At 62.9% G+C, this 16,210-nt stretch carries 8 protein-coding genes; 2 read left to right on the forward strand and 6 right to left on the reverse strand.

Annotation, left to right across the window (positions count from 1 at the left end):
* From HMPREF2990_RS11340 to HMPREF2990_RS11365, 6 genes are all read right to left on the reverse strand, one after another.
* Positions 1-1,494 carry a DASS family sodium-coupled anion symporter gene (locus HMPREF2990_RS11340; RefSeq protein WP_246817549.1) on the reverse strand — a complete coding sequence of 498 codons (1,494 nt, stop codon included), beginning with the start codon at positions 1,492-1,494 and terminating at the stop codon, positions 1-3.
* Between the two features lie 67 nt (positions 1,495-1,561).
* Positions 1,562-3,802 carry a zinc metalloprotease gene (locus HMPREF2990_RS11345; RefSeq protein WP_070764725.1) on the reverse strand — a complete coding sequence of 747 codons (2,241 nt, stop codon included), beginning with the start codon at positions 3,800-3,802 and terminating at the stop codon, positions 1,562-1,564.
* Positions 3,799-5,355, reverse strand: a complete 1,557-nt coding sequence (locus HMPREF2990_RS11350; protein WP_070764726.1) for a Rib/alpha-like domain-containing protein — start codon at positions 5,353-5,355, stop codon at positions 3,799-3,801. The genes HMPREF2990_RS11345 and HMPREF2990_RS11350 overlap by 4 nt, the downstream gene beginning before the upstream one ends.
* A 39-nt stretch (positions 5,356-5,394) precedes the next feature.
* A complete protein-coding gene (locus HMPREF2990_RS11355; protein WP_141757907.1) occupies positions 5,395-7,494 on the reverse strand; it encodes a zinc metalloprotease in 2,100 nt (699 codons plus the stop codon).
* 460 nt (positions 7,495-7,954) lie between these two features.
* Positions 7,955-10,273, reverse strand: a complete 2,319-nt coding sequence (locus tag HMPREF2990_RS11360; protein ID WP_070764728.1) for a zinc metalloprotease — start codon at positions 10,271-10,273, stop codon at positions 7,955-7,957.
* Between the two features lie 13 nt (positions 10,274-10,286).
* Positions 10,287-13,601, reverse strand: coding sequence for a Rib/alpha-like domain-containing protein (locus HMPREF2990_RS11365; protein ID WP_070764729.1), 3,315 nt, complete (start codon positions 13,599-13,601; stop codon positions 10,287-10,289).
* A 235-nt stretch (positions 13,602-13,836) separates the two neighbouring features.
* Here HMPREF2990_RS11365 and HMPREF2990_RS11370 point away from each other — a divergent pair, with 235 nt between their 5' ends.
* Both HMPREF2990_RS11370 and HMPREF2990_RS11375 read left to right on the forward strand, forming a co-directional pair.
* Positions 13,837-15,033 (forward strand): NAD-dependent epimerase/dehydratase family protein, encoded by a 1,197-nt coding sequence (locus HMPREF2990_RS11370; protein ID WP_070764730.1) that lies wholly within the window; start codon positions 13,837-13,839, stop codon positions 15,031-15,033.
* Positions 15,033-16,151 (forward strand): glycosyltransferase family 4 protein, encoded by a 1,119-nt coding sequence (locus tag HMPREF2990_RS11375; protein WP_070764731.1) that lies wholly within the window; start codon positions 15,033-15,035, stop codon positions 16,149-16,151. The genes HMPREF2990_RS11370 and HMPREF2990_RS11375 overlap by 1 nt, the downstream gene beginning before the upstream one ends.
* Positions 16,152-16,210: the final 59 nt, after the last annotated feature.

Consider the following 16,210-nt stretch of genomic DNA (forward strand, 5'->3'; position numbering starts at 1 on the left):
TTAGAGTAGCCCGATCCACTGCCAGTATGTGGCAGAAAGGAGCAAGACCAGCAGGTAACCCGCAATGGTCAGCGGGATGCCCGTCTTCAGGAACTGGCGAGTCGTGAACGCGCCAGTACCGTAAGCCAGCATGTTCTGCGGCGCGGAGATTGGCAGCAGGAACCCGAAGCAGATGACAAACTGCTGGATTACCACAAACCCGATCCCGCCGTTTGGCACATCCAACGTTGCTGCGAGCGCGATGAACACCGGGATCAGCGCGGAAGCCAGCGAGGTCGCCGACGCAAATCCCAGGTGGATGATGATGTTAAACAGCGACACGATCGCGATCGTCGCCAAAATCGGCATGGAGGCGATACCCAGCGCGCCGAAGGTCTGCTCGGAAAGCCAGGTTGCCGCCCCGGTCTCCAGGAGGAAAGAGCCCAGGGAGATGCCCACCGCAAACACGATGAGCGTGCCCCAGTTGATGTTGTCCTGCGCATATTTGAAGTCCATGACGCCAATGCCCGGCAGAAGCATCAGCGCGATCGCGGCAACCGTGATCGTCGAGGAGTTGATCGGATGCAGGAAGCCTTCGGTCGCCCAGAAGCAAAGCAGCACCACGGCGATAGCGGTGAGACGCTTTTCCGCGCCCGTCATCGGCCCCATCTCCGCCAGCTGCTTTTCGACGAGCGCGCGCCCACCCTCAATGTGATCCACCTCAGGCTTAATCGCCGCGCGCATGATGAAGTACAGCGCAATCGACATCAGCACCGACCAGGGTGCGGCCCACAAAAACCACTGGCCCCAGGACACGGTCTGCCCCATCTGGTCTTCGATAAACCCGATGGCCACCAGGTTCTGCGCCGCCGCGGTTTTGATGCCGACGTTCCAGATGGAGACGGCCTGCACTGCAGTAATCACCAGCAGCGCAGACAGCTTCGAATCAACGGCCAGACCAAAGGCCGCGACCATGCCCAGCAGAATCGGCACGACGGCACCTGCGCGGGCGGTCGCCGAGGGCACGAAGAAGGCGAGGATGATGGAGATGATGATCGCGCCGGCGACAATGCGCGAGGTCTTTTCACCTGCGATTTTGAGCACGTAGAGCGCGATACGACGATGTAGTCCGGTAGCCTGCATCGCGGTCGCGAGCGCGAGTGCCGCGGCCACGAGCGCCACCGCGCCGCTGGAGAAACCGGAAAGCGCCATGCTCAGCGCCGGTCCGGTACCGAAGACCTCCCCGGGGGTCTCTGGATCAGGCGAAAGGCCGACCAGCAGGGAAATCAGCGAGATGATCAGCACCGAGCTGACCGGATAGCTCACCGCCTCGGTCACCCACATAATGACGGCGAACGCGAGCATCCCCAGCGCGATCTGCCCCTGCCACTCGATCCCCTCAATTGGGACGAGCAGCACCGCCGCCAGCGCCACAAAGGCAAGGAAGAACGAGATGATCTTGACCTTGCTTCTCGACGCCTCCTTCTCCTCGTGTGCTGTGGCTGCCGTTGTCACGATCTTCTCCCTTTCTTCAAATTGGTGCTACCACCAATCTTAACGTCGGCAGCACATTTCGCTCTAGCTAGAACATTCCCGACGCCCACGCGGCGCCGCCGAGCAGCGCCGCGATCCCGCCGATCGCGCCGAGGACGGCCAGGATGATGTTCAGGTTGGAAGAGCCCTGCTGCGGTGCTGGGGGTGTTTCTTTTTTTTGCCCAAGCTCCGCGCCCAACTTGGTCTCGGCAAGGTCTTTCACTTCCTGCGAGGCGTTCGGGTTGTTCAGGATCTCCTCGCGTACGCGCCTTGCTTCGTCCTTGGAGTAGTCCAGCAGGGACAGCTCGTAGCGCTCCGCGAACACCTCGTCGCCGCGGGCGTTGTGTATCCGGACCTCCAGCGGCATGGTTGCGCCTGTCAGGCCGGCGACGCCCGTGATCGGGATGTCGAACTTCACGGACGGATCGGAGGCCAGCTGGCCGGGCACGCGGATCCGCTCGGAATACTGGCCACCCGGGTAGGTCACGGAGAGGTCGTAGTCGTGCAGGTCCAAGCCCAGGTTGCGCAGCTCGGCCGTGACGGTGTTGTCGGTGCGGGAGGTGATGATGGAGTTGGTTTCGGCGTCGATAAGCCGGAAGCCCGCTTGCCCGTCATTCTCCTCCGCTGCCGCGAGCTCGAGCTCGCGGGCGGTGACGTCCTTGTGCGCGGCAACCACATCGTCCGCGCCGGCGGTCGCCTCGACCCTGCCGATGAACTTGCCACCCAGGTCGAGGTTGTCCCAGTCTGGGGCCACGGCGTACGGGCCGGTGTAGCAGGTGTACTCGCCGCAGCGCTTTGCATCGCCGCTGCCCTTTGAAGTTTCCGTGCTGTAGTCGAACTTGGAGAACTGGTAGAGGTAGTTCATCACCGAGGCGTAGTTCTTCAGCAAGTCCTGGGTGTCCACGCGCGTCGGCGACAGCGCCGCGCCGGTGTGGGTCAGGCCCAGGGTGTGGCCGAACTCGTGCAGGATCGTGTTGCGGAGCTGGTCCTGGCCGGTGAGGTAATCGTGCTTCGCCACGTAGAAGACCGAGTCGCTGACCAGCCCCATGCCCGTGGAGTAATCGTCGGCCTCCAGGCCGTCGCCGATCATGCCCACTCGGAACACGGGCAGGCGCGAGCCTAAGAGGCGGTCGCGGTCGGCGGCAAGCTGTGCGTTGTGGTTGCCGTTTTTGAAGTAGAACTCCTGGAAGTCCTCGGTCGCGCCACCGTAGCGGGTGCCATAGTTGGGGATGTTGGTGTACATCTCGCCGGCGTCGATGTGCAGGTTGATCCCGCGTTTATCAAAGAGCTCGACCAGCTGGATCAGCGCGCCGCGGGAGGGGCGGTACACGTTCGCATTAGCGGCGGCGCACTCAGCGAACTCGTTGAAGCCGTCGGCATCCGCGCCGTAGCGCTGGTCGCGGTCGCAACCAAGCGTCTCCCACTGCGACTTCGACCAGTTCAACTGCAAAAACAGGTCAGGGCGCTGCGGATCCGCACCCCACAGGTGGAGGGGGAACTGCTCGCCGTCGGCGGTGGTGAACCCTTCGCGCTCCCACGCATCCGGCAGCCCGTCGAGGTCGGAGTCTACGGCAGATTCCTGGGTGGCAACCTCCATCTCCATCGACGCAGTCAGCGAGCCTTGTGCGGGCACTTGCTGTTGCCAGGATCCGCGCTGGAAGGAGGACCCCTCCCCCACGTGTCCAACCTTGCCTGCGGCAGTGGTTTCGTCCTGGTCCGTGTCTACTCTGGAGGCGGTGGCGTTGCGGTAGTGCAGCGTCGTCTCGTAGCCGCCCTCCGGAGGGGCGAGAACGAACGCGCCGTCGGCAAAGCGAGCCTTGTGCTCCTCGTAGTTCATCAGGCGCGAGTTGAAGTCGACCGCGAATTCGCGCTCCTCATCTGCCAGGTTCTCCAGCGTCACGTCGACCGTGAGTTTGGTCTTCTCCACGGTGAACACGCGGGTGACTTTTACCTTCCGAGTATTATCCTCGTGCACCAGGGTGATCACGTCCGCGCCGCCGCGCTTGCTCTTGCTCACAGAGGTATCGCTGGGCAGGTAACGCACCCTTCCGCCGTCTACCTGCATCGCCACGTCAAAGCTGCCGGACATCAGACCAGCGACAGAGGCCGGGTGTTCGAAGGTGAACGTGGTGGTACGCCCCTTCGACACGTCGACAACGGCGAAGCCCTCTTCGTCCGCGGCCGGCGTCATGTGCACGCCGAAGGGCATGTCCTTCACCGTCGCCACTGCGGGCACGGGCACCATCAGCATCGCCGCGGCGAGGGCGGCTGCTACGCTCGCACGTTTCACTTCAAGCCTCCAAACTGGCTCCACGCCCACTGCGCGCCTGCGCCGACAGCGGCCATCACTACCATGACCAGCGGAATCCACCAAGTGCCCTTCACGCTCGAGGCGGGTTGTGGTGCGGGCGGTTGCGGCTTTTCATCCGCAGTCAGCCGGATCTTCTGGTCCTTGCCATCGACGCGCAGGTTCACCTCGTAGCTCGCGTCACGCATCGCGTCCTCCGGAACGGTCGCGGTTACCTTGCCGGTAGCTTTGTCCACGTCCAGGCGCACGCCGCCGTTGTCGATGATCTCGACCTCGGAAGCCTGTGCGTCGAGGATTTCCGTCTTCTTGCCCGGCGGCAGCACTCGTGGTGTGTCCGCTGGAGTCTCGCCGGACTGTGCGGTCGGCTCGGTGAGCTTCAGCGGCACGGCCACCTGCTCCTGGGAGCCATCCGAATAGCTCACGCGGACATGCAGCACCGTTTCCTGCGCGCCCTCATCCGGGGACGCGGAAATCGTGCCGTCGACCTGGTCGATCGAGACGCGCCAGCCGGAAAGCTTGGTGTTGTCGGCGCGCAGCCACCAGTACTCGGCGTCCTTAGGCATGTTGCGCTCGCCAGTCTGCTTGACCGCCGCGTGCTCGCCCGGGGCTACCTCAATCGGTGCCCAGCCGGGGGTGAAACGCTTCGCGGAAGGCAGCGCGTTGATGTGGAAAGCCGCCTGCGCAGTGACCTTCTTCCCATCCGGCATGGTGGCAACGACCGGGACCTGGACGGTCTCGCCTGCTCCCTGCTGCAAGCCAGCAGTGTCCAGCGTGACGCGGCCGGTGTCTGCGTCGACCTGCGCGTTTGGCGCGTCGGTGGAGAACTTCACGCCCTCCGGCACCGGCTGGCTGGAAAAGTCGCGGCCCTGGTGCGAGATGGTCGCCATCGGTGCGGCGCTCGTCGCCGACCGCCCCTGCTCCACAGAGGTCACCGGGTACTTCAGCGCCTTGAGTGTCTCCGGGCCGGTGACGTGTACCTTCACGGTGCTGACCTGGCCAGCGGAGGTGCGGACGTCTACCTCATAGTCCCCCGGCGTCGTGCGTAATGGCGGCATCACTTCAATGGTGCCGTCTGCAAACACCTCGGCCCAGGCGGGGCCGGCCATCTTCTCGACGCTCACACCCCGCCCGTCGCCCGTAGTCTGCGGGTTAGCTGCAGCGCGGCTCCCTGCCGCAACGCTCATATCTTCCCAGGAAAAGTCGACGTTGCGCTTTGTGCCGTTAGTGAACCTTGCAACAACATCCTTCGGCCGAGTCAGCTCGACGGTGGTGAGCTGGCTGCCCGTCCCCTCCACATCCACCCGGTAGCTGTACGTGCCGGGTGGAACCTGGAACTCAACCAGTCCTTCATAATCCGTGACGCCGCTGAACTGCACAGTCGGGTCACCATATTTTTCAATCTTGACCTCCGCGGCCTCAACGGGATCGTCATGGTTTTGCACTTTCACCGTGAGTTGCACGGTTTCTTGCGCCACGGCGACTGGGGCGACAGCGACGGCAACGGCGACCGTCACCGCCGCGAGAGGGTTTGGCATCCAATGCATGTTCAGGGCCCCTTTGTGGGTAGGAGTGGGTTATATGAGGTTGTTTGCCCAGGCGAAGGCGGCTCCGCCGATGAGCGCGAGCAGCAACACGACCGGCACGGCGATCGCGGCGGCTGAGCTTGTCTTTTCTGGCTGCGGGTGCTTCTCCGATGGCGCTTGCACAGCTGTCGTCGGAGGCGTGGGAGTTGCTTGTCGACGATCCGCGCCCTGCATCGCCGTCGTCGCCGGTGCCTCACCAGCGCGCACCGGGACAGCAAGGCGGTCCTCGAAAGCCGTAACCCCGCGTTCGCTTCTGATCATCACGTCCAGCGGCACGCTGCCCTGGGTCTCCGGGGCGACCGGGACGCGCACCGTCGCGGTGTTGTGGCCGGTACGCACCCCGCCGAGCACGACCTGCGTTTTGGTCTCGCCGACGATCACGTCGAAGCGGCCGAGATCCAGGCCCGGGTTGCGCAGCTCGAGGGTGACCGTGCCTTCTTTTCCAGCGGTGAGGTCGCCCTCATCGACGATCTCCACGTCAATGCTGCCGTTCTCGCTTTCCGCCTGCGCGATCTCCCGGTCGAGCTTCTCCAACGCGCGGACGTCCACCTTCTCAGCCTCTGCGCCAGCGGTTCCCACGGGACGGCCAAGGCGCGCCGAGTTGATGGCGAGGTTGTCCCAGTCCGCGGGGATGCGGTAATCGCCCGTGTAGCAGTCCACGCCAGCGCGGTTGCACTCCTGCGGCAGCGGTCCGCCAGAGACAGCCTCCTCATCCGAGTAGTCGAAGTAGCTGAACTGGTACAGGTAGTTCATCACCGACTTGTAGTTCGGCAGGTAGTCCGACTTCGGCACCTGATCCTTGAACTTCGTCGCACCGTTGTGGTTCAGGCCCAGGTTGTGGCCGAGTTCGTGCATGATGGTGTTGCGGAGCTGGCTCTCCTTCGTCATGCGCTCGTGCTTAGCCACGTAAAAGCCGTTGTCACCCACCAGGGAGACGCCGACCGAGTAGTTGCCAGGGCTCATCATGTCACCCACCACACCCGAGTGGAACACTGCGGAACGCTGCCCCAGCAGGCGGTTCACGTTGCTCACCATGCGCAGGCCCGGAATGGAGGACCTGAAGTAGTACTCCTCGTAGTCCTCGGTTTCCCCGCCGTGGCGTGTGCCGTAGTTGGGGATGTTGGAGTAGTACTCACCCGCGTCGATGTGCAGCGCGATATCGCGCGCGGCGAAACGCTCAACGAGCTCATCGAAGCTTGTGCGGGAGGGACGGTAGCTGGTGGTCTTTGCGTCCGCGCACTCGGTTTTGCCCGGGTTCTCGAAGCAGCCAAGGGTCTCGTACTCGGAGCGCATCCAGTTCATCTGCAGGAAGATGTCGGGGCGGTGCGGGTCTGCACCCCACTCGTTGAGTGGCAACCGCGTGCCGTCGTTAAGCGTGACGCCCTGCTCTTCCCACAGATCCGGGAGGCCGTCGCGGTCGCTGTCCTTGGCGGACTCCTGGGTCTCAATCGTCAAGGTTGCGCGAGCGCGCAGCGAGTCGCCGGGAGCGACCTCATCGAACCAGCGGCCGCGCTGGAACTGGGCGCCGTTCTTATCCACGCTGCCGAGCTCGCGGGAAGCGGTCGTGTCGTTGAACGAGGGGCCGACGCCCGAGTAGCGTGCACCGGGGAACTCCAGCACCGTGTCGTAGCCGCCGAGCTCGGGGCCCACGGTGAAGCGGCCGTCGGCAAAAGCGCCGTTCAGCGCGCGGTCCGTATTGATGGAGTTGGTCAGGTCGACCTGGAGGTAGCGCTCCTGCGCGCCCGTGTTTGTGACGGTGACTTCGACGTCCACGACGTTGCCGCGCGTGCGGATCTCCCGCTTCACGCGCACCTGCCGCTCGGCATCGTCGTACTCGACGGCAGTGTCCTGGACTGCAGTGTTTGCCGGAGCCATGCTGTGGGCACCCTCAACCATGATGTCGGTATACAGCGTGCTGGAGAACTTCCCAGCAACCGAATCTTCATCCTTGTAGGTCAACTGAGCCTGACGGGAAGCATCCAGCTCAACCTTGGAAGTTTGGGCTGCTGCATGTGCAACGACTGGCTGCCCACCAAGCACCAACGCACCCCCCATCGCAGCCGCGGTGCACGCCCTTGCCAGCCTCTTCATGCGGCATTTCCTCTCTTTTATCAAAAACCACGCGCGGCCCGTTTACCTCGCACCTCAAGGTTTATGCACTTTTGATACCGAGAGGGGCCGCGCTCACTGAAACTTAAAGGTACAGGAAATGCCACGATAAACAAGGTGTTGAACAATATATGGACTGGTCGTCGACAGTGGTATACCAACTGGTCACGGTGATTATTTTGCACCGCCGACGCATAGTATTCACCGAGTGCGGCATTATCCGCCCAGAGACACGTTGACGCCTCACATATTTTGGCGTAAATCTCTCAGAAAGCCCTAGCAAACCTTATCCCTACCAGCCAGGCAAGGCCAATCGCACACTCAGGTTCCTCGCGGCAACTCTATGCAGCCCGCCGAAGTAATGTGGCACACACTTAAGCGGGGCGCAATTACACCTCACGGACCGCATGAAAAATGCGGTTTTTGTGAATTTACTCACACTCTAGATGAGGCCCTGACTCATCGCCCACCCCAGGCCAGCGGCACCGACACCACCAAGCGCAAGCAGCACAGCAATCACAATAACCACAGTGGAGGGCCCCTCGGCAGGCTTCTCCTTCTGCGTCCCGTCCGCACCCGGTTTGGTGTGTTGGTTTGCGGGTTTCGCCGCTGACGGATCCTCGATCCCGTCGAGCTTCGACTTGGCAAGACGCTTGACCTCAAGGCTCGCGTCGGAGGCAAGCACCTCGTCGAGCACCCGGCGCGCTTCTTCTGCGGTGTAGTCCAGCACGGAGACCTCATAGCGCTCCGCAAAAACGCGCTCGCCCTTGTGGTTGGTGATCTGGATGTGTACCGGCATCACGGGGCCGGCCAGGCTCGCCGCGTTCTTGATTGGGATGCGGATCTCCCGCTCATCCCCTGCTTTCCCAATTGCCGGCAACTCGACGACCTGGCTGTGGCGCTGTCCGCCGGGGTAAGTTGCCTCGATGGTAAAGCGCCCCACGTCCGCGCCCAGGTTGCTGATCGTGCCCTGCAGCGCGTTGTCGTTACGCGAAGTCACGATGCCGTTGACACCGTCGCGGGTGGTGTCCATGTAAAATCCGGCGCGGCCCGAGTTCTCCGCAGCCGCGTTGGCAGCCAGCCTCCGCGGGTCCTTTTCGTGGTGCTCGTCTGCGTCAATCTCGCCACTGCCGGTGGTCAGGTCGCCCTTGCCCACGTTGAAGCCGGGCAGGTCGAGGTTCGCCCAATCAGCGGGAATCACCACGTCGTGCTCGCCGCACTCGCCGGACTGCAGGCAGCCATTTACCTTGGTTTTGGTGTCTTTATCCGCGTAGTCAAAGTGGCTGAACTGATACTGGTAGTTCATCACCGACTTGTAGTCCGGGAGCGAGAGATCCCCGCGCAGGGGGTTTTCCGGGACTATTGGGCCGGAGTGCCCCAGCCCGAGGGTGTGGCCGAACTCGTGGAAGATCGTGTTGCGCAGCTGCTCCTGCGTCGTCATGTCCTTGTGGTTCGACACGTAGAAGGCCGAATCGCTCACCAGCGCCACGCCGGAAGAACGGTTGTTCGCCGCCATGCGGTCGCCGATGATGCCGAGGCGGAAGACGGATTTGCGGTCGCCAAGGAGCCGGTCGCGCTCCTCGAGCAGCCGTTCACCCTGGGTCTTTTTGTCGAAATAGTATTTCTCAAAAGGCTCGGTCTTGCCACCGCGCGGCGTATCGAGGCCCACGAGCGACTCGGACTGGTACGAGTCGCCGGCGTCGATATGCAGCGAAATGCCCCGCTTGGCAAACACTTCCTCCAGATCCCGCAGCGTGGCGGTGGTGGGGCGATACGAGTTCACATTCGCAGTGGCGCAGCCCGCGAACTGAGCAAACTCCGGCGCAGTCGGCGCGAAAGCGTGCTGGCGGGAGCACTGCATCGTCTCCCACTCGGCCTCCATCCAGTTCAGCTGCAAGAACAGGTCCGGGCGCTTGGGATCGGCTCCCCAGCGGTGAATGGGCAGCTCCGTGCCGTCCGGCAGGCGCACCCCCTTGACTTCCCACTCATCGCGCAGCCCGTCGCCGTCGGTATCAATCGCCGAATCCTGCGCGGACACCGCGATGTCTACTCCGCCTTCAAGCACCTCGCCCGGAGCAAGGGTGTTTTCCCAACGCGCCATCTGGAAGCGCGGGGTGTCGCCGTTCAGCACACCGGTGTTGCCCACCTCGATCTCCCCGCGCATGTCCTCCATGGAGGCAGAGCTAGCGGGATCAGCAAAGGCAACCGTCGTATCGTAACCCTCGGATTCCGCAGCCACCTCGAAGGCACCGCTTGCATTGACCTTTGCATGCAGCCCGCGGGGTTGGACGAACTCGTTTGCCAGGTCAATCGTGATGTCGGCTGGGGCGTTGCTCACGTTGCGCACCTGCACGGTGGCGCGCACGATGCCATCCTTGATGCGGAACGTACGCGTGACCTCCAGCTCGGTACGCGGGTCGGTGAACTTGAACTCCACCACGTCCGCGCCGCCTTCGGTACGCGTCGATGTCTTGGCACCCCAGAATGGCGGCAGGCGGTACCCGCCGGTGCGGATCACCGTGTGCAAATTGAACTCGTGCAGCCCCACGGCCGCTGCCGGGTGGACGAACGCAAAGCGGGAACGAGAGTCCTTGCGCAACTCCGCATCGATCCGCTCCCCCGTCGGCTGCGAGGTCTCGCCGGTCACGCTCACCGTGATTTCAGACTGCTTGGTAGAAGCGCCTGCTGGCGGGGCAACCACAGCGCCGAATGCGAGCGACGCACAGGTGGCAATGGCAATGGTTTTCAGTGAGAAATGCATCTTCTTCTACCTTTTAGATCCGGATGCCGTACTTAGACAGCAGCTGGCGGATATGGTCTTGGTTCACAAAGGCGGCATAGCCTGCGCCGCCGAGTGCGGCGAGCAGCCCAAGCACAATGGGCAGCCACGTCGCCGTCGATGAGGTCTTCGGTGCGGGCGCAGGTTTGACCGCGTCCTTCGCGTGGAGGATCACCCGCTGCGTGCGCTGCGAGCCGTCCGGGTACGTCACTACGCGCGGCACCTCAATTGAGGCGTGCTCAGCGACACTCGAATCCACGCGCGCGGTGATCTCGCCGGTTGCCGGGTTGATGTCGATCTTCCAGCCGGGGGCGGAAAAGTCCGCGGCGAGCCCGTAGGTCGTCCCCTTCGGTGCCGTTGGTGCGGTGGCCGACTCCTGCTCACGCGCCTGCGAGTTGGTCAGCACGGTGACCGGCATCAGCGATTCCGACCCATCCGGGTATTGCACCCGGACCTGCACCGTGTACGAAGCATCGACCGGCGCGTTGTCGGGAATTTCCGCACGCACTTCGCCTGTGCGCTTATCGACGCTCACCTGCAAACCAGCATCATCAGCCAGCGTAAATTCGGTGCCCGCCGGCACCTTGCCAGTTGGAGCGGCCGTTGCTGACTTGCCCACGTTGACCACGGAGACCGGGAACTCCGGCGCGTCGCGTTTCGTCGGGGCCTTCGCCGCTGCGACTCCTATGTACGCCTCGATGGTACGTGTGGAGCCGTCGGGATAGCGTGCTTCGACCTTCACTACCACGGGCTTGGCCGTCCCGGTCGGCGCGGTCATCCGCAGGGTGCCTGTTGTGGCGTCCACCGACGCGGACCAGGCCTGGAGGTCTCCCAGTGCAAGCGCGAACTCCGTGTGCGCTGGCAGCGAGTCAGGGTTGGCAATTTGCACTTCAGCGCTCTGACCTGGCCCAACGAGCACCCCGGTCTCGTACCGCGGTGCGGTGACCTGCGACATAGACGCCGCGGCGATCTCGAAAGGCACACGCACCGAATGCGTGGACTTATCCGGGAAGGTCACGCGGACATCGACAGTATGGATTCTCCCCACCTTCGATCCGAGCGGCGCGTTGAACGTCACCCGGCCGTCCACGTCAACCGTGGCACCGGAGGTATCCACAACGTCGAACGTCGTGCCAGCCGGAAGCGGCTGCCAGTCGTACGCGCCACGGCGCGCAATCGGGGCCGCACTCACGGCGCTTCCACCCGCACGCACAATGCGCGGCGCGTAGGACACTTTGTACAACGACGCCAAAGAGGCAGGCTCCGTCACCGTCACCGCGACCATGCCCGACCCCGCAGTGGAGTTAGGCACCTCAACGACATACTCGCCCGGGGTCACGACCTCGGGTGGCGCGATCACCACCGTCCCAGCCGCATCAACGGTGACCCAGTCGGCCCCCTTGATGGTCAACCCGGAGCGCTGCACCGACGGCTCATCGAAAGTGATCCCCGCAGCCACGCTTTCCTTCGGTCGTGTTTTTACGACATCACCCGGAGCCACAGTCACGGCGTCCCACGTGAAGTTCACTGCCGGCTTGGGTTCTGGCTTGGGGGTTGGCTTGGGCGTGGATGTTGGCTTGGGTTTTGGCGTTGGCTTTGGTGCCGAGGTTGAAGTTGGCGTTGGTTTTGGCGTTGAGGTTACAGCTGAAGTTGGGGTTGGAGTCGGTGTGGAGGTGTGTGATGGTTTTGGCGCTGGTGCCGTTGTAGATGTTGGCGTGGGGGTCGGCTTTGGCTCCAAGGTGAGCACGGGGACGGGTGTGAGTGTCTCGTTCACCTCAGTGAGCTCGTCCATACGGATCGAAAACTTGGTGGCCTCAGTCTCGAGATAGCCCTCGGCCTTAAAACGCACCGTGTACTCCCCCTCTAGCAGTTCCTGGACGGGGAAGTCGCCGTTGGCGTGTGTCTCAAGGTCTATTTCACCCGGAGTGATGTGCGCCGTCGCGGGCGGATGAGGCTCTTTACCCTCCATCGCAACGTGGAATCGCACGCTGCCCTTGCGTTCCTTTGCGTTCAGGTGGACGTCTTCAACAGTGGTCACCTTGCCGGAGCGGACTTCGACGCCCTGTTCCAGCGCGCCGTGGTACAGCTCTTTCGCAAAGGCGATCTCGACGACACCGGGCAGCAGTTTGTCCAGCGTGTAGTAGCCGTCCTTATCGGTTGTGGTCGAGGGGTCTTTTTTGCCATCGACGGTCACAGTAACCCCTGCGACCGGTTCATTCGACTCATCGAGCACCCGGCCCTTGATCGAACCGAACTGGGCGTGCACATTGACATCCCCCAGCTCGTTGACCGCCCGCTCGTGGATCTCAACGGTCTTTGCATTGTCGCGGGTGTCGTGTTTTTCCGACGCCGCAATATTCAGCGTCGCGCTACCCGCCGGCACCCCGGTGAGCGTGTACCTTCCCTCGCTGTCTGTGGTTGCCTTGTGCTCCCCGATGGAAACTTTGACGCCTTCGAGCAGCGAATTGCCAGGGCCAACCACGCGGCCCGTCGCGGTAATTGGGATCAGGTCCTTGTCTGGGACCGCAACCCCCGCTTTGGCTTCAACGGTAAAGGGCTCGGGCGCAAGGTAGCCCGGCACGGTGCCGAGTTTGAGCGAGTACGTACCTGGCTTGACATTGGTGAAGGTGTAGGTGCCGTCCTTGTCGGTCGTGGCGGTGTCGGTGACGGTGCCGGCACCGTCGAGAAGCGAAACCTCGAGTCCCTCAGGGAAGTTCCCGTTTTCTCGATCAACGGCGACGTTGCCGCTGAAGCTTACAGATTTGGGATTGATCGGGTCGATGAAGCCTCTGCCGCCTGCGCCTTGCGCCGAACCAAATCCTCGCACCGGGAGCTTGCCCGCCCCACCTTTCTTGTCCACGATCAGCGTTTGGCCGTCTTTGAGCGTCACATCCTTGTCGAAGGTGAGGTCCATCCAGCGGGTGCCCGTATCGTCGATATGGCCGTAGCCAGTCACTTCACCGAAGTCTGCCACCTGCTTCGTTCCGTCGGTGAGCTTGACCGAATACGTGTCCTCGGCCGGGAAGTTTATCCCGCCGCCACCGATGACGTAGAAGTAGAGGCGCACGGAGCGGAAGGTCTTCGGCTCGTAGTCGCCGTCGGCAAGCCGGAAGATGGCGCGCCAATCCTTCGCCGTGGCCGAGAATTTACCTGTAGAGACGGTAAGACTGAAGTCGCCGTCCTCCACGTCAAACTTCTCGGCCGCGTGGGCGACAGTCAGGGGTACGACAGGCACCGCAGTGACCCCGGAAGCAGCACAGGCTGCGATCGCGGCAATGGCGATAGAACGGCTCCAGAAACCACGCACCATGCAAACTCCCAGACTCTCACATTCTTTTAACAATGCTAACCACACCATTGAACTACATCTGCGTAAAAAACGCACGTCACAAAGCATCCACGTGCATATTCACCCCTAAAATGTTGCTCCTTTCTCGCTGTATTTTTCCTCAGACGCAGATAGCCAGCACAACGGGCAATTGCTAGGTATCGTGAACAAAAGCGCGTAGCGCATAAAAACACCAATGTGGAAAGGTTTACTCGACGTGAAGATTGCGGTACTCGGCGGAGATGGGTTTTGCGGTTGGCCAGCAACGCTGCACCTATCCGACCTCGGACACGAGGTGGCGGTAGTAGACAACCTTTCCCGCCGCGCCATCGATGAGGAGCTAGGCGTAGAGTCCCTCACTCCCATCGTCTCAATCGAAGAGCGCATCGCCGCGTGGAAGGAAGTCACCGGCCGAACCATCGGCTTCCACAACATCGACGTGGCCAAAGACTACGAAGGCCTGCTCGAGTTCATCACCACCTTTCAGCCCGATGCGGTGATTCACTTCGCCGAGCAGCGGGCCGCGCCGTACTCGATGAAGACGCCGCGCACGAAGCGCTACACGGTGGACAACAATGTCAACGCCACCCATAACCTGCTTGTCGCGATCGTGGAGTCCGGCTTAGACGTCCACGTAGTCCACCTCGGCACCATGGGCGTGTACGGCTATGGCACCGCCGGGATGAAGATCCCGGAGGGCTACCTGGACATCACGGTGCACACGGATGAGGGCACCACCGTGGAGCAGGAGATCCTCTACCCCACCAACCCGGGTTCCGTGTATCACATGACGAAGGTGCTCGACCAGAACCTGTTCGCCTACTACGCAAAGAACGACGAGCTGCGCATCACGGACCTGCACCAGGGCATCATCTGGGGCACCCACACCGAGCAGACGCAGCGCGACGAGCGCCTGATCAACCGCTTCGACTACGACGGGGACTACGGCACGGTGCTCAACCGCTTCCTCATGCAGGCGGCCGTGGGGTACCCGCTCACCGTGCACGGCACCGGCGGTCAGACCCGCGCCTTCATCCACATCCAGGACATGTGCAAGTGCATCCAGATCGCGCTGGAGAACCCGCCGGCAAAGGGCGACCGCGTGAAGATCTTTAACCAGATGACGGAGACCCACCGCGTCCGCGACCTGGCCCACCTCATCGCGGAAATCTCCGGTGCCGAGGTACAGATGGTGCCCAACCCGCGCAAGGAGTCGGCCGAAAACGAACTGTACGTGAAGAACGACACCTTCATCGGCCTGGGCCTGCAACCGACGAAGCTGGCCGAGGGCCTGCTTGCGGAGGTCGAAGACGTTGCGCGCAAGTACGCCGACCGCGCGGACCGCACTAAGATCCCGGCGCGCTCGCTGTGGACTCGGAACCAGGCCGCCGGCGTGCCCACGGGCGAACGCTAATGCGCATCGCCATCGTCACCGAGGTCTTTCTTCCCAAAATCGACGGGGTGGTTACGCGCGTGACTCGCCACCTCGACCAACTAGCGGAGATGGGGCACGAAGTCCTCATCTTCGCACCGGGCAATCCCCCGGCGGAGTACGCGGGCTTTGAGGTCGTGTCCATCCCGTCGCGAGATCTCAAGGTCTACCCAGAGGTCAAGCACGGCATGATGGGCCCGAAGACGTTTCGCCGCTTACGCGAGTTCGACCCGGACATCGTGCACGCAGTGAATCCCATTTGGACCGCTGGCTGGTCCACGCTCGTCGTCGCGCGACGCTATCCAGTGATCGCATCCTTCCACACCGACGTGCCAGAATACTGCCTCAAGCTGGGCATCCCGTGGGTCAAGCCCATCGCGAATTGGGGGGTGCGCACCTTCCACGGGCGCGCGGCGGTCAACCTGGTCACCTCTGGGCCCATGATGGATAAGGCCGCTGAGTACCAGATTCCCAACGTCAAGCTCTGGCCCAAAGCCGTGGACACGGAACGTTTTACCCCAGCGGCGCGCTCGGACTCGATGCGTGAGCGCCTCGGCGGCGGCCCGCTCGTACTCTTCGTTGGCCGCATCTCTGCCGAGAAGTCCGTCGAGCGCTGCATCCCCATCATGGAGGAGGTGCGCGCACGCATCCCCGACGCGCGCATCGCGTTTGTCGGCGAAGGCCCGCAGTACCAGGCACTTCGCAAGAAGGCACCCGACTGGGCCACGTTTACCGGCTATCTTTCCGGCGCGGAGCTTGCCGCAGCCTATGCGTCCGGAGATGTGTTGCTCTTCCCCTCCACGACCGAAACGCTCGGCTTCGCCGCGTTGGAGTCTTTTGCCTCCGGTGTTCCTGTGGTGGCTGCTAACGCGGGCGGCCTGCCCTTTGTAATCGACGACGGCAAAACCGGCATCCTCGTCGACCCCGCAGCCCCCGATGCAGCCTGGGCCAACCAGATCGTGCGCCTCCTGCAGGACGAGGCCGCCCGCGACCAGCTGGCCTCTGCTGCCCGAGCCGAGGCCCAACGCTGGACGTGGCGCGCTTCCTCAGAACAGGTGGTTACCTACTACGACGAGGTCATTCGAAGCGCAACACGGTGACGTCGCCGCGGTCAATGCGCACCGTGGCGGTCGGGTCAACCTCCTCGATAGGGCTTGAG

It is taken from the genome of Corynebacterium sp. HMSC071B10 (assembly GCF_001814825.1).
Lineage (GTDB): Bacteria > Actinomycetota > Actinomycetes > Mycobacteriales > Mycobacteriaceae > Corynebacterium.